Raw genomic sequence first — 26,333 nt, 5'->3', positions numbered from 1 at the left:
ATTTGTTCCGGAATCTGAATAGAATCTATACTTTCCAGTCAGGGTATTCCATTACAAATCCTGCCTGCTAACCAATTTTCCCCTTAACTATGTTAACAGAAATTTGTTTTTCAAATAAATCCGTCTCAAACTACTCTGTTGTATTATGTCTTCAAATACATATTAAATCGCCATATGGCAATTTAAATGCAGAACCATATGGCAATTTTAAATGCAGAATATAGTTATACATCGCATCTATTATAAAGATAAAAGATGCAAACTATGAGATATTTTTGTAGAAATTTATTCCGGATATTCAACAAGATATTTGTGCTTTATCAAAAGTAAAAACGAAAATCAATTCCGGGACAAAACAAATGGTAAACACAGTCTCTCATCTTGGAATCGGCCTTCTGATCGCTCTGGCTCTCGGCTTCAAAGGAAAAAAGCGAGGCACTCTGGCATTTCTGGCAATCCTGCCGGACCTGGACATCATCCCATACATCCTGTTTGCCCTCGTCAGCGATAGCGTAAGCCATGAGGCTCGAAACCAGCTTTTTTATCTGCTGGGCCACAGGGAGTTCATGCATTCCATCCTTTTCATCCTGATTGTCACGCTTTTTATCTGGCTGAAAACAAAAGACCGCCGGTTTACAGCCGCCGGGTTTGCAGCCATTTTTCTCCACAGCTACCTTGATTATGCCACCAGCTGGAAAATGCGCCCCTTTTACCCTTTCAGCACCGAGACGTCCATCATGGGAGCAGTTTACTTCTTCGACCCCCTGGTAAACCTCCTTCCTCTGCTGCCCCTCTTTGTCTTATTTGTCGGGTATATAAAAAGAAAGGGCAGATGGAACGGAAAGTTCAACAGCTTCTGTACCTTTTTCACCGAAAACCGGAGCAAATTCTATAGAACCCTTCTGGTTGTGCTTCTGGTCTGGCTTACAGTGCTGCCGGTGGCAAAAATATTCCTTGTGAATTATATTTCCGACGCCGAGGGGACAAAAATCAGCTATCAGGAAACTTACCCTTCCTCGCCCGGAAAGTTCCTTACCGCATATTCCTATAACTCCACCCACTACAAGATTATGGAAGTCAGCTACTGGGCAGGGATCGAAAGAAGAGGTTATATCGAAAAAATCAACGTGACCGGCGACGTCCCCGACGCCTCCGCCTACGCCGAAAGAGCCGGAAAACTTTACAGCACAGCCGTTCCTCAGGAAATCGATTATCCTGTCTACAGCGTCTCGGAGGAAAACGGCTCGGTAACTGTCATGCTGAGCGATGCGAGAAACCCGTATGTCGAATACTGGGCTTATTTCAAAACAGTTTACAGGTTCGTTTTTGATACGGAGAGCGGAGAGTATGAGGCGTATGCGAGTATGCAGGAGGAAGATGAGGAGGAGAAATTGGGGGATAACTGGTTTGGGTGAGATCACGATATTCGATGTTATTCCAGATCTTGATTTAGTTTTGGAATCTTTTCTTTTTTCTTTTTTCGCACTTCACCGCCTGCTCCGCAGGCGTATGGCTGCCCTGTTTTTAAGAATCATTGAAACTCAAACCGGCCTGAATTACGAAAAATCTGTAACATTCTACCCTCAGGTACCACGTTATAGAAGATATTTCAAAAATAGTTTGTTTTCTGGAAAACTTTATCTAGTGCACCAACATTTAAAATAATGTGGTGGTGTTGTTGTGAATTATTTTACGGTATTTACGGATGTATTGCTGAAACCTTCAGAGTTTTTCAAAAAAATGCCTCGTGAGGATAATTTACTCCATTCTTTGATTTTCAGCGTAATGTTTCTGTTACTTACTGTGTTAACTGGGCATTTTTTTAATAGTATCTATCTAAATAAATATTTTGAAGTTCCCGGCCCTGTCCTTATCACCGAATTTTTGCAAATTTTCTTATTTTATATATTTGTCTCAATAGGATTTATTTTGTCTTTTAAACTTCTGGGAGGCAAAGAAAATTATAGGGATACTTTTAAAATAATTGCTTACTCATACGCTGCATTACCTTTCCAATTTATTCCCTTTTTTCTGATGGGGCCAATAGCCAGTATTTACTGGGTACATATTTGCACTCGAGGCGGCCAGTTTGTTCATAACATAGGCTATTGGAAGTCGTGCCTTATTGTATTGATAGGATCATTCATCCTGCCTCTGCTGCTTCTCTGCATAATAATTTACATTGTATCCGCTCTGTAAAACCGGAAATGTCATGCAATTTGTCACTCCTGCGGAAGCTGTATGATTTTTCTCATAAATTACTGGCCAGAGGGAAATGACCAGAATTCAGATGTCCATTTTTAAACTTTACATTGCTATTTTACATCTATTTATAAACCATTGTAAAATGTCAGCGAAAGCCTATATCTATTCAAAAAAGCGGGTTTAGAGGGTTAGTTACTGAAAATCATAAGCAGAAGAATAGCTTTCAAATACACTCCCCCTTTATATAACCACAGAGTAATCATAAACAATTTCTGCTAAAAAAAGAAATATATTCTATAGTAAAGATAATTGAAAATTGTATCAACGGATTAGTATTAAGAAGAATATATTCTAGGTATCTTATATAATTAGGAGTAATTATATAATTCTAATCATTGACTTTTGAGATCTTGACACCGGGCATCTCAAAATGAAATGAGCAATACTTGAAGAAATACAGGTCGTGGGAGTAGGATTGAAAATCATAGGCAACGGCAGACGTGCCTGTTTTGCAGAATTTGATCAATAACTACCTCATTACCACAAAGAAAGACTCCAAAGATAAACAAGCCTCCCTCCCCTCCTGAACGAAAGTCCGCCGCCGGAAACAAATCCCCAAAAATCTTCATTCCGGCAGCAGTTTGAGTGAAGGATTATTTTCCTTCACCCATATTTCATTTTTAGTTTTCTTCTTTCTCTTCTACCTCGTCTTCTTCAACTTCCTCTTTTTCTTCAACGTCTTCGACGTCTTCAAGTTCTTCAAAGTCTTCGAGTTCTTCGACGTCTTCGCCTTCGTCCTCTGAATCTTCTGCCATCTCGCCTGCTTGTTCTGCTTTTCTGGCTCTGAGGTTTGTCAGTTTCAGCTTTCTTTCGTCTTCGTCTTCGGCTTTGATCCTGGCCATCCCTACGACTTTGTCCCCTGGCTTTATGTTCATTATTCTTACGCCCTGGGTGTTTCTGCCCTGGACAGAGATGCCTTTTGCCGGGATGCGGATGATGATGCCTTCTGCGCTCGTGAACATCAGTTCATCATCTTCAGCTACGGATTCGACGTTGGAGACCGGGCCGTTCCTGAGGTTTGTGACGATTGTAATCACACCTTTTCCACCGCGGCGGTGCGCGGGGTACTGGGAGTATTCCGTCCTTTTCCCAAAGCCTTTTTCGGTTACTGTCAGGAGGGTTGTGGTCTCGTCGACCAGGTCCATGCTGACTACTTCGTCGTCAGGACCGTCAAGGGTCATGCCGCGGACTCCTCTTGCAGTTCTGCCCATCGGGCGGACGTTTTCCTCGGAGAAGCGGATGGCTTTGCCTTTCTTCGAGACCATCACAATTTCCTGCTTTCCTTCCGTAAGGAGGACTTTCACAAGCTCGTCACCTTCGTCCAGGCTGACTGCGATGATACCGGCTTTCCGGGGGTTCCTGAACTCAGAGAGCGGGGTCTTCTTGATCGTGCCTGCCCTTGTTGCCATAAGGAGGTATCTGTCTTCGGCAAACTCTTTTGCAGGGATCATTGCATTGACCATTTCGCCTTCCTGAAGCTCAAGAAGGTTTACTATGGCTTTGCCTCTCGACTGGCGGGAACCTTCGGGGATCTCGTAGACCTTCTGCCAGTAGAGCCTGCCACGGTTTGTAAAGAAGAGGATATAGTTGTGGGTTGAAGAAATGAAGAGGTTTTCCACAAAGTCTTCTTCCTTCGTTTCCATGCCGATAATCCCCCTGCCTCCACGGCGCTGCATGGTATAGGTGTCAAGAGGAATGCGCTTAATGTAGCCACTGCTTGTGATTGTGACCACAACATCTTCTTCCGGGATCAGGTCTTCATCAGTCACATCTTCTGTGTACTGCACAATCTTTGTCCTGCGGGCGTCCCCGTACTTTCCCCTGATCTCAAGGAGTTCAGTCCTGATAATCTCGTACTTGAGCTCATCGCTTTCCAGGATCTTCCTGAGTTCGGCGATCACTTTTACGAGGCTTTCCAGTTCCTCAAGGATTTTCTGGGTCTCAAGCCCTGTCAGGCGCTGCAGGCGCATATCCAGGATAGCCTTTGCCTGGACCTCATCAAGGGCAAAGTCATTTATTAAGCCCTGCTTCGCTTCATCGCCGTTTGCAGAGCCCTTAATCAGGGCAACCACTTCATCTATGTTGTCAAGGGCAATCCTTAACCCTTCAAGGAGATGGGCTCTTTCCTCGCTCTTCCTGAGGTCGTAAAGCGTCCGCTTCTGGATGATTTCCATCCTGTAGGTCAGGTAGATCTCCAGAAGTTGTTTCAGGTTTAGCTCTTTGGGCTTTCCGTCCACAAGGGCAAGGTTGATTACCCCAAAACTGGTCTCCATCTGGGTGTGCTTGTAGAGCTGGTTTAAGATAACATTGGCATTTGCGCCCCTTGAAAGCTCGACTACAACCCTTATTCCGTCCCTGTCAGACTCATCCCGCAGGTCGGAAATTCCGACAATTACCTTTTCCCTGGCAAGCTGGGCAATGTTTTCAATCAGCCTCGACTTGTTCACCTGGTAAGGGAGTTCGGTTACTATAATCTGCTGCCTGTCTTTTTTAAGCTCCTGAATTTCAGCAACTGCCCTGATCTTTATCGGCCCTCTTCCTGTTGTGAATGCAGACCTTATGCCTGCTGTCCCGAGGATATGCGCACCTGTAGGAAAGTCCGGACCCTTTACCACTGTCATCAGTTCCGAAACTGATGTTTCCGGGTTTTCAATAAGCATCAGGGTCCCGTCAATGACTTCTCTCAAGTTGTGGGGCGCCATGTTCGTTGCCATTCCGACGGCAATTCCGGTTGACCCGTTGATAAGGAGGTTTGGAAGCTTTGCAGGGAGGACTTCCGGCTCTTCCAGGGACCCGTCATAGTTAGGCCTGAAGGGCACTGTCTCTTTATCAATGTCAGCCAGCATCTCCTCTGCAATCCTGTCCATACGGACTTCGGTATATCGCATGGCTGCAGCCGAGTCTCCGTCAATGGATCCGAAGTTTCCCTGCCCGTCAATTAAAGGATAACGGAGTGAGAAAGTCTGCACCATCCGCACGATACTGTCATAAACGGCAGTGTCTCCATGCGGGTGGTACTTACCAAGTACGTCTCCCACAATACGCGCAGACTTTTTGTAAGACTTATCGTGGGTAATCCCTGCCTCTTTCATGGAAAAAAGAATCCTGCGGTGGACAGGCTTTAAGCCGTCACGGGCATCGGGGAGAGCCCTTCCGACGATTACGCTCATGGCATAGTTAATGTAGGAGCGTTTCATCTCGTCTTCGATAAGGATGGATGTGACTCCTGTCCGTTCGGGTTCTTCATCCGGCTCTTCGGGGGCAGGGTCGGCTCCGTTTTCCTGCTCTTCTAATCCGGGTTTTTCATCCGGTTCTCCGGATGTAAGGCTGGATACCTCTTCTTCTACTTCAGGGTCTTCATCCATTCCTTCCGGAATAAGGCTTGTCTGGTAAGATTTTTTCAATTCTGCTTCTGATTTATTTTCGTCTTCACGTTCTGCCATTTTTCGCCACCTCAGATGTCCAGCTCCACAACTTCTTTTGCGTGCGTTTCGATGAAGTTCCTGCGCGGCTCAACCTCGTCTCCCATAAGGATACGGAAGATATCGTCAGCGCGGATTGCATCTTCCAGAGTGACCTGCAAAAGAGTCCGGCTCTCAGGGTTCATAGTGGTTTCCCAGAGCTGTTCGGGGTTCATTTCTCCAAGACCTTTGTAACGCTGGATGGCGAGTCCTTTTTCCCCGATTTCCTTTATCTTTTCGTCCAGCTCTTTGTCAGAATACACGTAGTAATCCGCCTTTCCTTTCTTTACACGGTAAAGAGGCGGCTGGGCGATGTACACATACCCTGCATCAATCAGGGGCCGCATATAGCGGAATAACATCGTAAGGAGAAGAGTTCTGATATGCGCTCCGTCTACATCGGCATCAGTCATGATAATGACCTTGTGGTAGCGGGCGTTTTCCAGGGAGAAATCCTCGCTGACCCCAGTCCCTATAGCTGTAACCAGAGAAACAATCTCGTTGTTTTTCAGAATCTTTGCAAGCCTTGATTTCTCTACGTTAAGGATCTTGCCCCTGAGAGGTAGAATTGCCTGGAAACCCCGGTCCCTACCCTGTTTAGCCGAACCACCTGCAGATTCCCCTTCCACGATATAAATCTCACAGGCTGCAGGGTTCTTCTCAGAGCAGTCTGCAAGCTTTCCGGGCAGGGTGCTAACCTCGAGTGCGCTCTTTCTGCGGGTGAGTTCCCTTGCTTTTTTTGCAGCTTCCCTGGCTCTCTGGGCAAGGAGGGCTTTTTCAAGGATGATGTTTGCAACCTTAGGGTTTTCCTCAAAATATTCCGCAAGCCCGTCTGTTACAAGGGAGTCAACTATCCCTTTGACGTCACTGTTTCCAAGCCTTGTCTTGGTCTGCCCCTCGAACTGGGGTTCCATAAGCTTGACGCTGATGATTGCGGTCAGTCCTTCCCTTACATCATCGCCTGTGAGCTTTGCGTCTTCTTTGGAGAGCTTGTTGGCTTTTATATAATCGTTTGCTACCCTTGTCAGGGCTGTCTTGAAACCGATTATATGAGTTCCGCCTTCATGGGTGTTGATATTGTTTGCAAAAGAGTACACGTTTTCAGTGTAGCTGTTCGTATATTGCATCGCAATTTCTACGACCATATCATCTCTTTGCCGTTCGAAATAGATCGGTTTTTCGTGGAGGGATTGCTTTTTCTTGTTCAGGTAATTCACGAATTCCACGATTCCCCCTTCATAAGCGAAAGTCTCTGCCTCCCCTTCCGGGCTTCTTAAATCCCTCAAGCTAATTGTTAGACCCCGATTAAGGAAAGCAAGTTCTCTTAACCTGTTTGAGAGAATATCATATTGGAAATCCGTGGTTTCGAAAATTTTTGAGTCTGGCTTAAAAGTGGTTTTTGTCCCCCGAATGTCTGAAGTCCCTATTTCCTGAACATCAGCCTCCGGCTTTCCACGGATATAGCGCTGGAAATACTTCTTTCCATCTCTGCTCACTTCTACTTCCAGCAATTCCGAAAGGGCGTTTACAACAGAAACTCCTACTCCATGCAGTCCCCCGGAAACTTTGTAGGTATTCTTATCAAATTTTCCTCCGGCATGCAGAACGGTCATAACGACTTCAAGGGCCGATTTCTTGTGAAATGGATGGGGGTCGATGGGGATACCTCTTCCATTGTCCAGGACCGTCACGCTTCCGTCGGGATTGATCGTGACATCTACCCTGGTACAGAAACCTGCAAGGGCTTCATCAATACTGTTGTCTACAACTTCATAGACTAGGTGGTGGAGCCCACGGCCATCCGTGCTCCCTATGTACATGCTGGGACGTTTTCGGACAGCTTCCAGGCCTTCGAGTACCTGGATGTGCGAAGCGTCATAAACCTGTTTATCACTCATTTTGGTTTATTCTCCATAAAAATCTGGTAAAATTATTTATTTGAAATCTCATGACATGTTATACATTTTTTAAAACTCGCAGGGAAAAATCTGTTCAAAATAGAACCTTAGAAATCATGTCAATTCACTAAGCCTTCGCTTTTTATCGTGATATTTTTATATTTAATATTTATGTTTCTACCATGAAACAAATTCAATATGCGCTCATACATTTTAAGTCTTTAGATCAGCCGCATATTTCACCTGATTTTTCTTTCCTGATTCCCTCTGAAGAGACAATTTTTAGCATAATTTTACGTCCAGATATGCCCTTTTCAGACTAATTTTTTAATATGTCTTTGGTTTAAATAAATATTTGCTGTTCCACAGGGAAAAATTTACTTTTTCCGGGTAGTCAGGGCATAACTTGCGGCATTTCAAAAGTCTCGAAAAGTATTTTTGGAACAGAGGTCCGGTTCTTTTTTCCTGAACATATCAGGCACGTAAATGGCCTGTGATCCGGCAGAAACAATCCCTTGAATGTATACATTGGTATATATTAATTATTTTATGATGCAAACCACGGGTCTTCCACCGATAAGCGGTTGATACTTTGATCCTCGATTTTACCGTCGCCTCTCCGATTGTACTTTTATTTCCAGAAACCCACAGGTTCCGGCCAGCGCAAAGTGCGGGACAATGCAAACTGAAAGATGTCATTAAGGTATCCACGTTAATAATATCAACCGATTAACTTCGAACCACCACAATCAGCTACAGCTTTTTGAACAGCCGGCCTGCCGTATTTCTGCTGGAGTGTTTTTCAGGCGTGTTTTTCAGACTTCCGCTTTTATCCCTTGCCAGCAGTCTTTTCAAGATGAAATAAGCAGGATTCCCGTCACTTCAGTGGCGGGTAGTTGATATCATTCACAGTCTTAGCGATGATTCAGTTCTCTGTTATCAATCTCCGGCATCATTCAGTCTCCGGTGTTATTCAATCTCCGGTGTTATTCAGTCCTCTTTACTGCTATTCCACCCGATTTCTCTCAAGCCATGCCCAGTTCTTTCAGCCGGTTAGGAAGGTATACTTCGGTTACGAAATCCAGACCTTTTCCTGCGAAAGCCTGCTGTTCAGCCTTCTTGCCTATATCGAGCTGGAGCTTTATCTGCTCTTTCCAGTAATCAGACTCAAAGCGGGGGTCGGAAAGTTCACTCCGGAGCGCACTTATGTCCTGCTCGGTGAGCTTGTCAGTTGAAAGTTCATATTCCACGATATCCGAAGGCTGAAGCCCCAGGAATTTGGCTGCCGGGGTTGCCATGAATTCCGAAAGGTGAGCGCTTTTTATGGCTCCGTAGGCAACAGATGCGTAGATCCTGTAAGACCAGGGGTCACCGTCAGTAAAAACTGCTACAGGGATCCCCAGTTCCTCGTTCATGCGCTTGATCATCCGGCGGGTTGATCTTGCAGGCTGGCCCTTCAGGTGGACAAGAATTGCATTATAAGCCTCATCAAACCCGTTTTCCATCAGCCGTGCATACATACCACCGGTCTCTATGGCTATAATCATGCTTGCGTCGTGATTCTTAAACTCGATATTTTCCACATTGAAAGGGATCTGATATCCTCCTTCCCCTACATCCTTCTGGCAGTGGATATTACGCACTCCGCGCTTTGTCTGTTCCGAGATCTCAATCGGCCCGAACATAGTAGCCCCGTCTTCTTCAGGGCGCATGTGGAAATACTCCCTCTGGAGACTGGTCAGGAGTTCCAGGTCTTCGATCAGGCGGTCGCTTTCAGCCTGTTCCTTGAACTTGGCAGCGTCCCAGCCCTCAGATATGTAATAAAGTTCTCGAAGTGTTGAGCCGCGGTTCTGGGCAAGGTGCTCGTTTATGAGAAAATCTGTCGCATAAGTAGTTTTCAGGAGCTGGAATGCCCCTTTTACGGTCTTTGCGCTCCTTTCGCTTTCCCTGTCTCCGTAGACCCAGACTTCACTCTCGTCGGAATATTCTATGTTTGCCTTTGTCCGGCTTGGAAGGCTGACGTTTGGGATGACCTCATCTTCAAACTGGTTGTAGATCTTTTCTGCAAGCTCGAGCAGCCTTTCCTTTGCCAGGGCATCTCCCTGTCTTGTTTTGTCATTTGCTTCTCTTGCCATTTCAAACACCCTTAAAGGCTTTTGCCCCGGTTACCAGTTCTTCTTCAATCCCTTCTACAATCAGTTGAGGAAGCTTTCGGAGTTCTTCTTCGGTTGTAGACTCTATCCTGTAGCTGAGTACTTTTGAAGACCCTGCAGCTGCCGAAATCTCCCAGATATAATCGTAATCATTGCCCATGGTCACAACCTTTGGCTCCGGTTTTGCCCCGTTAATTCCGCAGGGAAGCATTTCATGTACCCTGAAAGAATAAGCTGAGGTCCCGAAATTCTTGACCTTTATAGCCACATCTGCAGTCCCGTCTCCATTGCTTTTAATTTTCCTGTGCACAAGCAGGTTTCCCATGATTTTTGCAACAACGGGATTTATGTCAGGGACGTCCTTTTCCAGGATATTTGCAACTTTTGCTGCCATTTTCGGAAGCACCTTTGTAATGATAATTTCCTTTTCCCTGCGTTTTTTGAGGTTGCTCTGCTTGCTCAGGTAATGCTTGAGTTTTCTCGCAACCTCTTTGGTTGCAAGGTCCACCTCTTCTTTTATTATAGGGATGTCTGCAATCGCATCCTTTGATTCGGAGGTAAAGGGCACGTTAATGGAAGCGACATGGATCAGGAGGAGGACCGGCCCGGTGGGAATCCCACCTCCTGGCTGGTTTAAGCCGTACTGCTTCCACTTGATGTCTTCTACGGCATGTGTGGTCACACAGCCTCCCTGTTGGTAAAGCAGAGGCACACGGTTTGCAAACCGCATGATACTGATCTTATCTTCTTTCGGGAGATTTCCCCCATATGCAAGCCCGACTTCCACTACAAAGGGGTTTCCCGAATATACAGCCGGTTTCCGCGTGCTTGTGGCAATGAAGTCAACGTTTGTTTCTTTCTCAAGCCCCCGATAGATCAGCTCTTCCCCTATTGGGGAAAGACAGTCCGTCGGAGGGGCCATGATCTTTACTTTCTCAAAAGCCTCGATTAGTTTTCTTGCTTCATGGCGGCCCAGAGCGTGGGGGTCGATTTCGGGGTCAAGTCCCGAAGCCTTGCAGATTTCCTCGGCAGTGAGCAGCCCTATCTTGCAAAAAGAGTAGCGTAGAAAAGGGGCAAGCTTCTGGCGCTCCGTGTAATGAAGCATTTTCATAAGAGTGCCCAGTTCGATACCTTCGGGGTGGGGCAGAATTTCTTCTGCGGGATCAGGTATTTTATCCGTAGCCCTTTCAAAGACTTCCTCGTTGCCGTCCGGATCTATAAGAGTTATCCTTGCATGGGGATTTACAATTGCAGTGGCTTTAAGGTATTCATAAATGGACTGCCTTCTTCCTTTTACGTAAGCAGCCTTCATCTCCAGTTCAACCTGGGTCCCATGGGGGCGGAACCAGTCCCTTATCTCATCTATCAGGATATCAGGCTCATTAGTACTGGTATTGATCATGAGCTCGTAATAGTGGGCAGGAGCCGTTGAGCTGGTTTTGGAGAGGATTTTTGTGTGCCTGCCTGCAGTCATCTGGGCATAGAGCACGGCTGCCGAAATTCCTATTCCCTGCTGCCCCCTGCTCTGCTTCAGGGCATGGAACCTTGAACCGTAGAGAAGCTTTGCAAAAACTTTGGGGATCTGTTCTCTTATAATTCCCGGCCCGTTGTCTTCAATAATAACGGTTACGTAGTCCTGGCCTGTCCTCTCAACCTGAACAAGGATATCCGGCAGGATCCCGGCTTCCTCACAGGCATCAAGGGAGTTATCCACGGCTTCTTTTACGGTTGTAATAAGGCTTCGAGGTGCAGAATCAAAACCCAGAATTTGCCTGTTCTTTTCAAAAAATTCTGCTACACTTATGGATTTTTGTTTTTTGGCGAGTTCTTCTGCAATGGGGGTTTCCATGGACTTTTACCTCAGGCTGAAAAATTGATCTGATGCTTAAAATAAATCTGGTTTTTAAATCAAATCCGGTGTTTAAATCAAATCCGGTGCTAAAAGGATATTATGTTATTTCTATCTGGAGAGGTTTTAATACATTTTTCAAGATGAACTAAGCAGGATTCCCGTCACTTCCGTGACGGGTAGTTGACAGCAAGAGAAGCTGTCATAAAGCAGGAGTTCTTACTTAGCAGGAGTTCTTACTTAATAAAAGTGCAAGGTAATAAATATTAGCGCCTGCAAAAAAAGATAACGACTCTTCAGGTTCGTTTCTGCCGGAGTCTCATGCTTTCAGGCGCCGGGGAACTCAGAGTTCCGCACCGATAATTGTCTGGGTTGCGGTTACAGTCTCGCTTTCCCTTATTTTGTCTACCACGGCATTGAGGATGCTCAGATCTTTAACGTCTATAATTACGACAAAGTCGTACTCCCCGAAAACATGGTAGACGTCCTTGATTCCCTCTATAGTCTTCATTTCCCTGTATGCTGCTTTTTCGTAGCCGGGCAGCACGTTTATCATTGTAACTCCTATAACCATGGGTATCAATAAAGAGTAACGGCTGCAAGTTATTTATTTTTATCCGAAGGAGAAATTTTTACAACATAAATTGATAGCCATTAAGACAACCGGATTTATTTCCTTCAACTCTTTTTTCCTGTTATTTTAAGACGAGGTGATTCACCTTCAAGCTTTTGAGCAATTATTAAATGAATCTTTTTCGTATTAAGTTTTGCAAAATAGAAGGTATTGCAATCAACATTGTTAGCGAAATAATTTTGGGATAAAACAGATTATCCTATTTGCACTTTATATTATATAGTCACTTTCTATTTTGCCTGATATTGGTTTTTTAATGCTTTGCAGGCTCATGGCAGGGAGATCGCACGAAGATTGGGTTCATCCTAGCTTTCCCCTACGGGCAGTAAATCACTCAACTTTACACAGTTTACAGGCTTCGCACAAATTGACAACAGAACAAGAAAGTAAAATTTAGCGTTGTTTTTGAATTCAAAACATGGAATACCTGAAAAATAGAGTATATCAATTTCCAAAAAGCTTTATTTTCCAAAAAAGTCTTGTTTTTACCTTTTTCTCAGAGGTCAAATTCTACAAGTAAAATATTAGGATTAATTAGGGTGTAACAGGTAATGAATCAGGAAGCCGTCTCTGAAAACAGGCGACGTTTCATATTAATAGTACGTCCCTTCTCCTGTAAAAAGTTGACCATTTACTGTTGTCCATCCAGCCTGAGGTCCGGACAACTTAATTTCCATGTTTTCCCAATAACTGTTATACAGCCATCCTCCGATCCACCATCCATTACTTCCATGCAGGTAAATGGAAATGCTAACGTTTGCATCCGAGGAGGTATCATAGTGGGCATACATCTTGCTTTCATAATCAAATATCTCAGATGCCGGTGGATAAGGCCTTCTGGTGACATTCTGCGTGAGATTGTATTTGGGCATAAGAACCATTTCATTGCCCAGCGGGTTCATTGTATCTATGGTCTGGTTAGTGAATAAGGTCATGCTAAAAATACTTGGATGCAGAATCTTCTTTGAATCTCTACTTCTAGTAGCGTATTTTGGCTCTATTTTCTCATTATTTATAGAAAGCATTAGTCCGTGCTCCGTATCCACAAGAGCATATTTCCATGAACGATCATAGTCATTGAAATGATTCTCTACGATATCTGTGCCTACGGATGATGTGTTGTTTATCACCGGGAGCGGAAGGTAAAGAGTAACATTGCTCAGGGTCGAGTCTGTAGTTAACTCGATATAGTAATCATAACTGCTAATGTGATTCCTATCATAAATTCTCTGCTTCTGGTCTTGCCACCAGAAAGACAGCAATACGACAGAAATGATTAGTAATAGTACAATTATTTTGTAACGAGTCCTCATATTTCATCACCTGATCCACTCCTGGGAAGGATCTAAATTAACCACAAATTTGACAACTTACTGAACCACGGAAATAACTTGTTTCTTGTCCATGATAGGGAAAAATAGTAGTAAAGAAAAAGATGCCTTTTCAAAGGCATCTTCTTAAATATAAATTCTATTTCAGATTATGTCATAATATAATCATACAATCCATCGTTATAGTTTGCAGTTTTTTGGACACATAGGAGAGTATAGTAATGTACAAAGTAATACGAACCAAATGTATCAGGATGTTTATTCTCCGTATCCCAAATGTAGAGGCTCTAAGACAATCTGTTGTAATGATTTACGATATATATAATTATGATTATAATTGAGTACACGATGAGAGATTCGATAACAGTTCCAATAATTACACTTATAATAGTTGATAAATCAGCAGGTACAATCACAAAGAACGAATTAAAAACTAAGAAAAAGGCGAAGCAAGCGATAAATAATATTCCATAACTTGATTTTTTCATTATAAATTCCATCCCTACTGATAAATTCTTGGTTTGACTGACTAAATTTCCTTGTTTACAATTTCTTTCATTTTAGCGTCAGCCTAAATTTTAGTTGTCCTTATAGCAGAAGTTTCAGAACGTTTGAATAAAATTTCTCCTTCACTATTTGGAAATAGTTATTGAGGACTTTGTGCTTAAAATTCTCAATAACTATTTCACAATCCGATATTTTACATCTTATAGCTATATTTTTAAGTTATTTCATTATGTCATTTCATAGGTGCGGTGGACATTTCCAAATTGATCACATGTTGAGTAAACTTTGATATTCTTATCATAGAGAACTAAACCAGCACCAGCGATTTCAAATCCCCAATGGAAATGTCCACTGCCATAAATTTCAGATATATGAGTGACAGTATTATCACTCGCCCCTTCCTGCCAGTTACTCACCTGAAATATAGTTGGAGTACCTAATGTATACCATGCATCTATATAATGAGCTTCCACAATAGCAGGAGATATACTATACCCATAATATCCTTTTGAATAGATAGTAAACAGTCTCCCTCCCATAATATTATAGAAACTCTGTGATGCTGTTATCGTATCAGTATAATCAAGATTGACAGAACTTGTTGCTACAGTAGTACTTTGAGTTATTGTTTTATTATTTGGTTCTTCCGTCATGTTAGTAACGAAAAAGAAATTTTCATTAGTGAAAGTTATATCTGATTCATCTTTTAGTTCATATGTTCTTAACTTACTTTTTTCTGAAGCAGTATTGTTCTTCAGTATTGAAATTTTGTCTTTATTTGCTTCGCAATAATTCAAAATTAAATCGTCTGTTGACAAGGTTTTTGTATTAGAGTTGAGAGCATCTATTAGACCTTGTTCCCATTCAGAAGGCTTTTCACTTGCTGTTAATGCTTCCTGTGCACTTGCTGACGGTACCAACACCATACCAATCAACATCGCCAAAAGAAATATTCCCATTTTGTTTCGACTCATTCGTCTAACTCCTAAGTTGTTTTCCCTTAGGAGGCAGAACCAGGCAAGCTTAAATACAGACAAAGCTAACATAGTCACTGCCTTTTAAGGTGTATTTTATGGAGTTCGTATGAACCTGGAAAGTACTTTTGAACTCCATAAATTCCTCTTATCTAACTCCTTATAAGTTTTATGGCCATCCCCTTTAACAATCTACCTTTCATACTCATTTTGAGTCTGCAATTTTTCCCTGAACGTTGATTGTTAAAGACCGTGGTCAGAAACTATATATCTAAGCATCCATCCATTCGCATTCACACAATTATATAAAAATAAGAATAGCATGAAATGGGTTCATTTTAAATTATATTTGTGAAAACCCCACAGACCTGTGGCAAGGAGATCGCACGAAGGCTTGTTCTCTACCCCTGCTTTCCTCTATAAGCCTGTAAATCACTCCGATTCACACTGTTTGCAGGCTTCGCGCCCCCCAAACAGTCCGAATTTCACCACATCAAAATTTTTTCTCATTGGATATTCAGAAATTTTTCCCTGAACTACGTTCTGTATTTTACGAAGTGACGGCAAAAACGACAACAACTTCAAAATTTGGTGAAATATAAGGTTGGGACATATCCGACCTTATTTTCCGTAATGTCGGGTAAATTGCCACCTTCAATAACTAAAGTTGAGTTTTTTCTATTATTTTGTACAGACTTGAAATCGAAAGATTTTTCACAGACCCATTTTTAGGAAGTTACCCATTATTTTAATAATATCAGTGTATAATACAATCGCATGCCCTCCGAGTCGCACAGGGAAGAGGATATCTTCGAATCCCAGTTTAGAGACAAGTATCTCAGCGAGTACGCGAGTGTCTCTTCAATAGTACGTGAGGCGTTGCCTTTTGAACTTATGGCGACTGTAGGAGGGGTCATTGCAGGGGTCATTTTTTCAGGAATGACCAGCGAACTTGAAATGATTCCCGGATTGATTGTTATTTATCCTGGCGTGCTAGGGCTGCGCGGGAACATTTCCTCAACCCTTGGTTCCAGGTTAGGCAGTGCGATCCATATGGGGTTGATCACTGACATAGACAGGAACAACCCTGAGCTGACAAATAATATTTCAGGTTCTCTTCTTCTTGGTTTTTTTATGGCGATCCTGCTCGGATTTTTAGGGCATTTTGTCACCCTTGCCCTGGGTTTTGAAAGTGCGGGAGCTTTCAAACTTATCCTTATCTGTGTGATTTCTGCCCTTACTTCCGGAGTAATCCTCTCTTTTGTTGCTGTCCTGCTTGCCATAGGTATGTTCAGGTTCGGCTTTGATCCCGATAATGTTGTTACGCCTTCAATTGCAACTATCGGGGATATCGTTTCCATGTTCATGCTTTTTCTCTCGGCAAAACTGGTGGTGATGCTTTGAGAAAAACCGGGAGGCAGACCAGCTATTACACTGTAAGAGGCATTATCCAGCGCGGGCTTCCCGTTCTTTCGGTCACCTGCGTAATAGGAATCATTGTCGGGCAGATACTTAACACAAGAGAAAACAGCCTGCTTTCCATGCCTGCAATCCTGATCCTTATTCCTTCCCTTATCAAGATCGGGGGCGATACGGGCAGTATGCTGGGTGCCAGACTCTCATCGGCTTTCCACATGGGACTTGGGGACCGGATTTACAGGAACCCTGTGGTCCATAACAGCGTTATTGCAGCATCAATTGTGGGCTTTGTTTCTTCGATTTCTGTCAGTGTGCTGGTTTTCTTTGCAAGCAAATTTATGGGGTTTGGGATGCCTTTCATTACCCTGCTGGAAATCAGCCTTATTGCAGTTGTTATAGAACTTACAGTTGTATACTCTGCAACAGTTGTAATCGCCTTTGCTTCTCACCGCTTCGGGATAGATCCTGATGATACTGTTATCCCTTTAATAGCAAGTCTTGGAGACCTCGTAGGGGTTATGGGGATCTTCACAGCCCTGCATTTGCTGGAAATTATATAAATGGGATGCGACTTAATATTATTACTTTTATCCAGAATATTTTTATTTAATTTATTAAGCCTTCCAATTCAGAATAATTCGAAAATTAATAATTACTATGAGGTATATACTCATACACACCAACAATAAGGTAGAGTTGATACATAGACCATGTTCCCTAAAGAATTCAGATACAGTCCAAGGAATCTTATAGACCTTTTGACTGAGATGAAGGATACTTCCGAACTCATGGTAGACCTTGCGTATTCTGCAATGGTCTATGATGATGAGGACATCGCAGAAGAGGTGCTTAACCTTGAAGATAAAATGGATACCCTCGACTATAATATGAAGATGGCTGCAATGTTAAGCACGCGCAGGGTTGATGAAGCTGAAGAACTCCTGGGAGTTCTGAAGGTTGCTGCATCCTCGGAAAATATAGCAAACGCTGCAGGCGACATTGCCAAAATCGTTCTCATGAACATGGGCATTCCTATGGAGCTGAAGGTAGCCCTCAGGGAAGCCGAAGAAACCATTGTCAGGGCAACCGTTGCTGCAGAATCCGTAATGACCGGGCGCACTCTTGGTGACCTCGAGCTTGATATCGAGACCGGGATGTGGGTAATTGCGATCCGCAGAAGCGAGGACTGGATTTACGATCCTGATAAGGAAACCCGACTCCGCCAGGGAGATGTGCTGATCGCCAGGGGGCATGATGAAGGTGTCCCTCTTTTCTTTCAAATGGCGACGACAAGGAAGTTTATTCCGAGAGAAATCGAGCACGATAAGGTCTTAAAGGACCTCGAACATGCCGTGGACATAATCGTGGACATGAAAAACATGTCTGAACTCTCGGTAGGGCTTGCGTACTCTGCTATCCTCTTCGATAACGAAGATATCGCATATGAGGTCAGCGCCCTTGAGTCCGAAATGGATTCCATGAAGTACGAACTTCAGCACTGGGTGCTCGAAACTGCAAAACACGTTGAAGATGTAAACATGCTCAGGGGAATCCTGCACCTTGCCAGCGCCTCGGAAGCAATTTCGGATGCTGCCTACGGGATTGCAGATACGGTTCTCAGGGATATTGAGCTCCACCCGATCATAACCCTTGCAGTCCGGAACTCCGAAGAGGTAATCACACGGCTCCAGGTCGAAAAATGCTCTCCAATAGTTGGCAAGACCTTCTCGGAACTGAGACTCGAAACCGAAACCGGGCTGCATGTAATGGCAATTAAGAGAGCGGAACGCTGGGTCTATGCTCCCAAAGGCAATACTGTTGTTCAGGCAGGAGATACGCTTATTGCCCGCGGTTCAAGAATCGGAGAAGTGGCGCTCATAGAGATGTGCGAGTGCAAGTTACGCCAGTAACACCCGAGTTTCGCCGCCCGAATTGCGCCTCGCCCGAATTGCAATTCGTCCGAGTTGTGATTCGGGATCTCAGGAAATCTGATATTTTCTGGGAGTTGCGATGTAATCGCAACAGCCCACGGTCCTTTTCGCTGTGTTCAAAAGGACTTATTTATGGCTTATAGCAGCAGTGAGCTTCGCTTAATCTGACTAAATTACAAATATTGGTGGAGCTCGGCTTTCATGCCCAGGGAATGTATTTCTCTGGCCGGGAGGCCGGTTACAGCCCTTTGCGGCTTGTGGGGGAAGACAGATCTGCGGTTTTTGGATATTTTGAAAATATCACTGATTAATCAGCGTTTGCTCTTTGCTTAAGCACACAGAAATCAATTATATTTCTGATTTTTATACCTCGGGTTACAATTACTCTATGGGAGTTTGGTATGGTAATTGTTGGACTTTCAAGAAATCGGGATACTCTGGAGTCCGTGAAGACAGCTGTGGAGCTGGCAGGTGGGCTTGGAATCAAGGAAGGGTCAACTGTCTTGATCCGGCCGAACGCAAATACTGCAGACCCTGCACCGGGTTCGACAAATCCCGAGGTTTTGAGGGGCGCTATCAGGGAAGTAAAAAGATGCAATCCTGGAAAAATAATCGTGGCTGAGAAGTCGATGTCCCCCCTGAATACGGAGGAAGTGCTTAACAGATTGGGGCTCTGGCAGGTTGCGGAGGCTGAGGGAGCTGATGAGATCCTGACATTCGACCACATGAAACGCGAACATGTGGAGCCCGGAAAGGCTTACTCCTGGCCATGGGGATTTGATGTGCCTGAGTTTCTGAAGTCAATAGATTACACGATTGCTCTTCCGGTAATAAAGACTCACTGGACTGCAACGTTTACTATGGGCCTTAAGTCCCAGATCAGCATAACTGCAGACCGGGATAGGAGGCAGCTTCCTCACGGGCAGGGGATGGATGTGCTTTTCGGAAACATGATTGCTGAGTCTAACCTCGTTTATAAGCCTGATTTCTATATCTCGGATGCTACAAAGTGCTTTGTAACCAACGGCCCGAATATAGGGACTCTGAGGGAACCGGGAATTATCCTGGCAAGCCCGGATGTGATTGCAAACGACACTACAGGACTTGCCCTTCTGAAAACCCTGGGCACGGTTCCTGAGATCCAGATGAACTCAGTCTGGGCTCAGCCCCAGATCAAAAGGGCTGTGGAGCTGGGACTGGGGGTGCGCAGCAAAGAAGAGGTCAAGGTCAAGGGCTTCGGGGTAGAGGAGATAAACGAGATTATTGCCAACCTTGCCTGACCTTCCCTTTACCTTGTGTTATCTGAAAAAGATCTCCGGAGGTATCAGATTTCCGAAAGTGCCATAGTTCCCGGGAGAATAAGAGCTGGTTGAGGGTGAAAACCTGGAAGGCTTTAAAGGATAGACACCTGTACCAAGACACCTGTACCTTTAATCATTTCAGCTCCCGTTTTTCAATGACTGTGCAATTATGCTCACATATCACCAAAATTTATTTATTTTCGACAACCACATAGATTAGTGGGGTATTTTCTATGAAATGCGAAATTTGTGAAGCAGAGAGCGATGCAAGATACTGCAACGATTGTGGCAAAGTTATGAACGAAGTTATAAGACGCGTAGGTGAAGCTCGCTGGGCAGCAATTGATGACTGCGCATTTATCTATCCGCTTGTACGGCGCGTAGGTAAAGGGGAGCTTACAGTTAACGATATAATTCAGTCTCTTGATGTTGAAGATTGAGTTATCTGCCTTTCAGAGCTTCATCTTTATCAAGAGATGGCTTTAAAGATTGTTCCTGAGCTGCAGTTTATTTTTAAACCTGTTTTTCCAGGTTACCGGAGGTACCGACACCGGTGGTGTAGCCCGGGAATTCCGAAAGACGGACTTAACCGTACGGAAAGTTCAATTCGGAGAATTTAATTTTTTTGAGAAGTCCGGGCTTTAAGATCAGGTTCCAAATTAGTTTAGACTACGGTCTTTCAGTTCAAGTTTTAAAGTTGGGCTCTGAGATAAAATCCTTAAGGTTATATCTCTTCAGCCTTAACATTATTAGTGTTAAGCAATTTTCTCTGATCGCAGGGACTGGTGCTGTACGTGAACAGAAAAGCCGGAGCAGTTGTTTTAATGTTCCTGTTTGCAGGAGTGCTCCTGATTTCGGGATGTATTAAAAATGAGCAGATTGAAGCACCTGCAGATGAAGAGTCTTCCGATGCCGGGAAAGGGGATGAAAATATGGACCTCCAGATTATAAAGGTTTTTAGTAGCGCGTTTGAATCTAACAGTACTATCCCCCGAAAATATACCTGTAATGGGGAAAACATAAATCCGCCTCTGGAATTTACTAACATTCCCGAGGAGGCCGAAAGTCTGGTATTGATCATGGACGATCCTGATTCTCCCATGAATCCATTTACTCACTGGGTCGTCTGGAATATCGAGCCGGTGGCAAAAATAGAGGAGGATAGTATCCCTGGGATTGAGGGAATTAATAACTTCAGGAAGATCGGCTATGGCGGTCCATGTCCTTCCTCAGGCACGCACAGGTACTTCTTCAGAGTTTATGCATTGGACAGGCAGCTTGAGCTCAAAGCAGGGTCCGGGAGAAACGAGCTTGAAAGCGAAATGATAGGGCATATTATTGCTGAAGGGGAACTGATGGGGAAATACGGTAAAACCTGATCCGAGAAAAAGGATCTTATCCTGAGTAAGCTATACCTTTATTATGCGGCATGCTTCGATTATGAAATATGCCCTGATCATAAGGCAGACCTGATTTTCTTTAAGACTGGGGGGAAGATAGTGGAAGAAAATAAAAAGGCTGAACAGAGAAACGCAACACCTGAAGAGAGCACGGACATATTTGAAAACCCTGAAGAGGGCCTGGAAAAGGCAACCTTTGCTGCAGGCTGTTTCTGGGGAATTGAAGAGGCTTTTCGGCAGGTAAAAGGCGTGGTTGCAACTGCAGTTGGCTACAGCGGAGGGCATTTTGAAAAGCCTACTTACGAGCAGGTCTGCACCCTTAATACCGGGCATGCAGAGGCCATAAGGGTCATTTTCGATCCCAAAGTTGTTTCGTATCAGTCCTTGCTGGATGTTTTCTGGAAGGTCCATGACCCTACAACAAAGGACAGGCAGGGACCAGATGTCGGAAAACAGTATCGCTCCGTGATTTTTTACCACAACGAGGAGCAAAAAGCTGCTGCTCTAGCCTCAAAGGAAGGACTCGAGAAGTCAGGAGCTTTCAAAAATCCTATCGTAACCGAAATAGTACCGGTTTCTGATTTCTATATGGCAGAAGATTACCACCAGCAGTACTTCGAAAAGAAGGGGTTTTTGAAGAATATACTCAGGAAGTTTTAAGAAATAACTGCTGGAGACAAGTTCTGCAGGCAGAATCAGTATAGATCCGGAAATGTGCGAAAAAGTCATGTACAACCGGGTCATGCACAGACTATAACTTTCATGCCTCAGACTATAACTTTCATGCCTCAGACTATACTTTCATGCTCGGACAGCCAGACTATACAGCATTAGACTATACCGAGCCATAATCCAGTGCAAAGTTACGGGCCGATAAATCACAGACCATATAAAAAGATTAATTTAGAGGGATTCTCAAAGTAGGTCCGATGGAAAACGCGGTCTCTATAAGGGAACTATCAAAAGTTTTCGGGAAAACTCCTGTCCTGAAAGCCCTTGACCTTGACCTCAAAAAAGGCGAATTTGCAGTTGTTTTTGGCCCTAACGGGGCTGGAAAGACCACTCTTTTGAAGTTGATCTCAACCCTGATCGAACCTACCGGAGGCTCTGTTTTCGTGTCCGGGTTTAATATAACTGAAGAGCCGGAAAAGGTCCGCAACGAAATAGGGATGCTTTCCCACGATTCCTACCTCTACGGAGATCTTACTGCAAAAGAAAACCTGCATTTTTTCGGGAAGATGTATGGAATAAACGGTCAGGAACTCGAAAAGAGAATTTTACAGCTTTTAAATGAAGTTGGGCTTGCAACAAAAGCAGATGAAAGGGTCAGCACTTTTTCAAGAGGCATGAAACAGAGGCTTTCCATCGCAAGGGCTCTGCTTCACAGACCTTCCCTCCTCCTTCTGGACGAACCCTATACAGGGCTTGACCCCGGAGCCTCCCTGGTTTTCGAAAATCTCCTCAAAAGCCCTGAATTCCAGGGGAGCACAAAATTAATGGTTTCCCACGACCTTGAAAGGGGCTTTGCCCTCTGCGACAGGGTTCTTATCCTGAATAAAGGAAAGTTTGTATATGATGGATTTAAGGTAAATTTCTCAGGTTTTCAGGAATTCAGGGAAAAATGCAACTCTATGCTCGCATGAGCCCAAAAGTTAAGAACGAAAACACGATTAAAATGCAAATATTAAAAATGCAAATATAAAAAGATAAATATTGAAATCAGGATAAAGTAATAGATAACGTGAAAACAGGAGTTTAAAAAATGATCCGGAGCTTTTATATCGCTGCAAAAGACCTTAAAGCCGAGTTCCGGACAAAACAGATGCTCAACTCAATGTTCATTTTCTCGCTTCTCGTGCTTGTGGTCTTCAGCATTTCTTTCGGGGATTTTCTAGGGGATACTGAGAAAGTTGAAAAACTTGCTCCCGGCGTGCTCTGGATTGCTTTCACCTTTGCCGGAATGCTCGGGCTTTCCAGGACCTTCGTAATGGAAACTGAAAACGGTTGTCTTGAAGCCCTTATGCTCTGCCCTGTGGACAGAGGGGCGATTTATACCGGAAAAATCCTCTCCAACCTTGCGATTGTATTTCTTATGGAAGCTGTAACCCTGCCCTTCTTTATCATACTTTTCAATTATAGCCTGGGAATCGGAACCCTGCTCCTGCTCCTGCTCATCCTCTTCCTCGGGACTTTCGGGTTTATTGCTGTCGGGACCCTGCTCTCTGCCCTTACCCTTGGTACCCGTACCAGAGAACTTCTCCTGCCTGTCCTTCTCCTGCCTTTACTCCTGCCTGTCCTGATTCCTGCAGTGGAAGCAACTGCCGGAATTCTTGCCGGAAACAGCATCGGAAATTTGATTCCTGAAATAAGGCTGCTTGCAGTTTACGACCTTGTGTTCTTTGTAATCTCGCATCTGGTCTTTGAATATGTTGTTTCTGATTGAGGTCTGACTGAGGTCTTCCTAGCAGGAAAAAAAAGGAAAAGGAAAAAAGAAAAGAAAGAGAGGAAAAGAAAGAAAGGAAAAGGAAAATAGTAAACAGAAGGTCATTCGAGACAGCGATCAAAATCGAATCAATAATAAACGAAGTAAATCGATTTAATAACAAGTATCAGTATTGAACTTGTGCTTTATCTTTAATCTCTCAAGACACGTGAACAAAATGGCATCAAATTCCAGAAAAACCGGAGTACTGGCAGTTGCAACTGCCAGTGTAATGCTTCTTGCGATATATATGCTCTTTTTCTACCTGCCTCCGATAAAGGACGAAGCAGGCGAGGTTCTGAGCGGAAGCTTCAGGATCTTTTTCTTCCATATGCCAATAGCAATTATATCCTATCTGGCGTTTGGAGTTGTATTTGCTGCAAGTATCCTCTACCTCCGGGATAAATCTCTCAAATGGGACATCTACGCCCGCTCGGCTGCAGAAGTGGGAACCCTTTTTGCGTTCCTGGTGCTTGTCACGGGCTCGATCTGGGCAAAGGATGCCTGGGGCTGGTACTGGATCTGGGATCTCAGGCTGACAACCTCCCTGGTTCTCTTCCTTGTTTACCTTGCTTACACGATGCTCAGAAAAGCCCTCGAAGAGCCTGAAAAAAGAGCCAGACTCTCGGCAGTCTTCGGAATTTTAGGTTTCATTTCCGTACCCCTGAGTTTCTTTTCAATCCGGCTCTGGCGCTCGGCTCATCCCCTTATGTTCGGAGGAAACACAGGCGGAAGTGGAGGAGGACTTGAAGGGACAGCGCTTCAACTGACTCTCTTTGTCAATTTCATAGCTTATTTCCTGCTCTTCCTCACCCTCTTTTCCGTGAAAGTGCAGAATGAGCGGATGGAAGAGGAACTTGACTCACGCAGATATGCGGAATAAAAGACCTGATCTGCCCAAGTTACTTTATTCATCATTTTCTTTTTTAGCCCAGCTTACATAATATCTATAGACCACACCAGATATAGATAAGACGAGATAGTCTCGCCGAAAATAGCTGCCGAATTGGGGCAATACAAGTATGAAATTATTCCGGACAATGAATTTACTTATGAAGAGTAAGTACAGGCGGATTACACTGCGAATCTGAGTTTTTCAGAAACTATACATTTACATTCCCGATGATCCGGATAACCCTCTCATGTTTGGAATTGAAGTTTCCTGAGTAAATTTCCCTTCCTTTCCCTTCCCTTCCCTTTCCCTCTTCTCCCTTCCCCTCTTCTCCCTTCCCCTCTTCTCCCTTCCCCTCTTCTCCCTTCCCCTTCTCTCCCTTCCTTTTCCTGTAACAGCTAAGAGAAACTTTGTGCCTGAACACGAAGTTTCCTTTTTCCAGGAATCCGGGATAATTATTTACTCTCCCTTCGCCTTTCTCTTCCCATGATTTTTGACCCTATCACATTCTGTAACATGGAACTCCAGAACCGATTTGTAAGGTCAGCAACACATGAATTCATGGCTGAAGAAGACGGAACGCCCATTTCCCGGCTCGGTGACCTCTATGAAGAGCTTGCAAAAAATGAAGTCGGATTAATAATAACTGGCTATTCTTGTGTCCTCCCCGGCGGGCAGAGCGATAATTTGCAGCAGGGCATCTACGATGACCGCTTCATCGAGCCATACCGGAAGATAACCGAGAGGGTACACAGGTACAGAAGCAAAATCGTGCTCCAGATAGTACATGGGGGGCGGCAGGCAGACATTTCGGACGAATACCCGGTTCCGATTGCTCCGTCAGTGGTCAAAAACGGGCATTCGTCAGTAGTCCCCAGGGAGATGACTGACAAGGAAATCCTTGAAATGATTGAGGCTTTTACCATGGGAGCTGTGAGGGCAAAGGCGGCAGGGTTTGACGGAGTCCAGCTTCACTGTGCCCATGGTTTCCTTTTAAGCAATTTCATCTCTCCCTACACAAACAGGCGGAATGACAGGTGGGGAGGCTCCGTCGAAAACCGGGCAAGGATAGTTACGGAGATAGTAAAGCGCATAAAAGAGGAAGCTGGGGACGATTTTCCTGTTCTTGTGAAAATGAATGCAACGGATGGTTTTTTGCCAGGTTCCTCAAAGGCAGGGCTGGGACTCGATGCTCCCGAATGCGTGGAAATTGCAAAGCTTCTGGAAAAGGCAGGTATATGTGCAATAGAGGTCAGCGGAGGGATAGGTGAAGCAGGCGGGGTAACCATAAAAACTGCAATAAACTCTCCTGCAAAAGAGGCATATTTCAAGAACTACTCAAAAATGATCAAAAGTGCAGTGAACATCCCGGTAATCCTTGTAGGTGGTATCAGGTCTCTTTCTGTTATGGAGGATCTTCTTGCAGACGGGTTTGCAGACCTTATATCAATGAGCAGGACGTTCATCAGCGAACCTGACCTTGTTTTAAAGCTTAAATCAGGGGATGCTAAAAAGGCAAGGTGTGTATCCTGCAACCTCTGTTTCGATCCCGAGGGGATCAGGTGCAATTTCGAGTTTCAGTGAGTTCAGGAAAAATGTAGTTTTTTACTTTTTACTTTTCCCGATTTTCCTTTTTCCTTTTTCCTTTTTCCCGATTTTCCTTTTTCCTTTTTCCTTTTTCCCGATTTTCCTTTTTCCTTTTTTCCATTTTCCTTTTTTTCGAATTTTTCCTTTTTTCTTCTAACTGGTTTTTGGTTTTTGTTAACAATTGTTTTTTAATTATTACTTCGAAAAGCGGGTCCGAACGTATATTTTTTATAATAGAGAGATACAAAA

General features: G+C 44.1%; 22 protein-coding genes. 14 read left to right on the top strand and 8 right to left on the bottom strand.

Going from position 1 to position 26,333, the window contains the following annotated elements:
* Positions 1-359 precede the first annotated feature (359 nt).
* From EO93_RS06335 to EO93_RS18620, 3 genes are read left to right on the top strand one after another with little or no spacing between them, the layout of a single operon-like run.
* Complete coding sequence (locus tag EO93_RS06335; protein ID WP_048161500.1) at positions 360-1,415, top strand: metal-dependent hydrolase; 1,056 nt, start codon at positions 360-362, stop codon at positions 1,413-1,415.
* Entirely contained in the window at positions 1,408-1,665 is a 258-nt protein-coding gene (locus EO93_RS06330) for a hypothetical protein (RefSeq protein ID WP_048161498.1), read from the top strand. The genes EO93_RS06335 and EO93_RS06330 overlap by 8 nt, the downstream gene beginning before the upstream one ends.
* Before the next feature lie 15 nt (positions 1,666-1,680).
* Entirely contained in the window at positions 1,681-2,199 is a 519-nt protein-coding gene (locus EO93_RS18620; RefSeq protein WP_048132566.1) for a YIP1 family protein, read from the top strand.
* A gap of 686 nt (positions 2,200-2,885) precedes the next feature.
* On the opposite strand, the gene gyrA is transcribed toward EO93_RS18620, so the two are convergent.
* The 7 genes from gyrA to EO93_RS06290 form a co-directional block, all read right to left on the bottom strand.
* Entirely contained in the window at positions 2,886-5,708 is a 2,823-nt protein-coding gene (gyrA, locus tag EO93_RS06320; RefSeq protein WP_048161496.1) for a DNA gyrase subunit A, read from the bottom strand.
* Positions 5,709-5,719: 11 nt separating this feature from the next.
* Complete coding sequence (gene gyrB, locus EO93_RS06315) at positions 5,720-7,624, bottom strand: DNA topoisomerase (ATP-hydrolyzing) subunit B (RefSeq protein ID WP_048161495.1); 1,905 nt, start codon at positions 7,622-7,624, stop codon at positions 5,720-5,722.
* A gap of 1,025 nt (positions 7,625-8,649) precedes the next feature.
* Positions 8,650-9,759 (bottom strand): DNA topoisomerase IV subunit A, encoded by a 1,110-nt coding sequence (locus EO93_RS06310; protein WP_048161494.1) that lies wholly within the window; start codon positions 9,757-9,759, stop codon positions 8,650-8,652.
* 1 nt (position 9,760) lies between these two features.
* Positions 9,761-11,626: a DNA topoisomerase VI subunit B gene (locus EO93_RS06305; RefSeq protein WP_048161493.1), complete on the bottom strand. Its 1,866-nt coding sequence runs from the start codon at positions 11,624-11,626 to the stop codon at positions 9,761-9,763.
* A gap of 343 nt (positions 11,627-11,969) precedes the next feature.
* Positions 11,970-12,200, bottom strand: a complete 231-nt coding sequence (locus EO93_RS06300; RefSeq protein WP_048137419.1) for an Lrp/AsnC ligand binding domain-containing protein — start codon at positions 12,198-12,200, stop codon at positions 11,970-11,972.
* 653 nt (positions 12,201-12,853) lie between these two features.
* The gene (locus EO93_RS18090; protein WP_235284133.1) at positions 12,854-13,195 is read right to left on the bottom strand and encodes a hypothetical protein; all 342 of its coding nucleotides are present in this window, start codon (positions 13,193-13,195) and stop codon (positions 12,854-12,856) included.
* A gap of 1,130 nt (positions 13,196-14,325) precedes the next feature.
* Positions 14,326-15,072, bottom strand: coding sequence for a hypothetical protein (locus tag EO93_RS06290; protein WP_052735400.1), 747 nt, complete (start codon positions 15,070-15,072; stop codon positions 14,326-14,328).
* 777 nt (positions 15,073-15,849) lie between these two features.
* On the opposite strand from EO93_RS06290, the gene EO93_RS06285 reads away from it, so the two are divergent.
* From EO93_RS06285 to EO93_RS06240, 10 genes are all read left to right on the top strand, one after another.
* Complete coding sequence (locus EO93_RS06285; RefSeq protein ID WP_048161491.1) at positions 15,850-16,476, top strand: magnesium transporter; 627 nt, start codon at positions 15,850-15,852, stop codon at positions 16,474-16,476.
* Positions 16,473-17,051, top strand: a complete 579-nt coding sequence (locus tag EO93_RS06280) for a magnesium transporter (RefSeq protein ID WP_200898091.1) — start codon at positions 16,473-16,475, stop codon at positions 17,049-17,051. Before EO93_RS06285 ends, EO93_RS06280 begins: the two co-directional genes overlap by 4 nt.
* A gap of 150 nt (positions 17,052-17,201) precedes the next feature.
* Entirely contained in the window at positions 17,202-18,401 is a 1,200-nt protein-coding gene (locus EO93_RS06275) for a potassium channel family protein (RefSeq protein ID WP_048132577.1), read from the top strand.
* Positions 18,402-18,823: 422 nt separating this feature from the next.
* Positions 18,824-19,702, top strand: a complete 879-nt coding sequence (locus tag EO93_RS06270; RefSeq protein ID WP_048161489.1) for a DUF362 domain-containing protein — start codon at positions 18,824-18,826, stop codon at positions 19,700-19,702.
* Between the two features lie 254 nt (positions 19,703-19,956).
* Positions 19,957-20,163, top strand: coding sequence for a hypothetical protein (locus EO93_RS06265; protein WP_048161484.1), 207 nt, complete (start codon positions 19,957-19,959; stop codon positions 20,161-20,163).
* 345 nt (positions 20,164-20,508) lie between these two features.
* Positions 20,509-21,102, top strand: coding sequence for a YbhB/YbcL family Raf kinase inhibitor-like protein (locus EO93_RS06260; protein WP_235284132.1), 594 nt, complete (start codon positions 20,509-20,511; stop codon positions 21,100-21,102).
* A gap of 120 nt (positions 21,103-21,222) precedes the next feature.
* The gene (msrA, locus tag EO93_RS06255) at positions 21,223-21,783 is read left to right on the top strand and encodes a peptide-methionine (S)-S-oxide reductase MsrA (RefSeq protein ID WP_200898090.1); all 561 of its coding nucleotides are present in this window, start codon (positions 21,223-21,225) and stop codon (positions 21,781-21,783) included.
* Between the two features lie 269 nt (positions 21,784-22,052).
* Positions 22,053-22,766: an ABC transporter ATP-binding protein gene (locus tag EO93_RS06250; RefSeq protein ID WP_048132581.1), complete on the top strand. Its 714-nt coding sequence runs from the start codon at positions 22,053-22,055 to the stop codon at positions 22,764-22,766.
* A 119-nt stretch (positions 22,767-22,885) separates the two neighbouring features.
* Entirely contained in the window at positions 22,886-23,566 is a 681-nt protein-coding gene (locus EO93_RS06245; protein WP_048132582.1) for a heme exporter protein CcmB, read from the top strand.
* Positions 23,567-23,744: 178 nt separating this feature from the next.
* Positions 23,745-24,488 (top strand): cytochrome c biogenesis protein, encoded by a 744-nt coding sequence (locus EO93_RS06240; RefSeq protein ID WP_082107583.1) that lies wholly within the window; start codon positions 23,745-23,747, stop codon positions 24,486-24,488.
* A 220-nt stretch (positions 24,489-24,708) separates the two neighbouring features.
* Here the strand turns inward: EO93_RS06240 and EO93_RS06235 are convergent, their stop codons facing one another.
* Positions 24,709-24,921, bottom strand: a complete 213-nt coding sequence (locus tag EO93_RS06235) for a hypothetical protein (protein WP_048161477.1) — start codon at positions 24,919-24,921, stop codon at positions 24,709-24,711.
* A gap of 62 nt (positions 24,922-24,983) precedes the next feature.
* Here EO93_RS06235 and EO93_RS06230 point away from each other — a divergent pair, with 62 nt between their 5' ends.
* A complete protein-coding gene (locus tag EO93_RS06230) occupies positions 24,984-26,081 on the top strand; it encodes an NADH:flavin oxidoreductase (RefSeq protein WP_048161475.1) in 1,098 nt (365 codons plus the stop codon).
* Positions 26,082-26,333: the final 252 nt, after the last annotated feature.

The organism is Methanosarcina sp. 1.H.A.2.2 (genome assembly GCF_000979975.1).
Classification (GTDB): Archaea; Halobacteriota; Methanosarcinia; order Methanosarcinales; family Methanosarcinaceae; genus Methanosarcina.
Note: the sequence above shows the minus strand (reverse complement) of the source record. Positions and strands in the feature narration are given on the sequence as shown.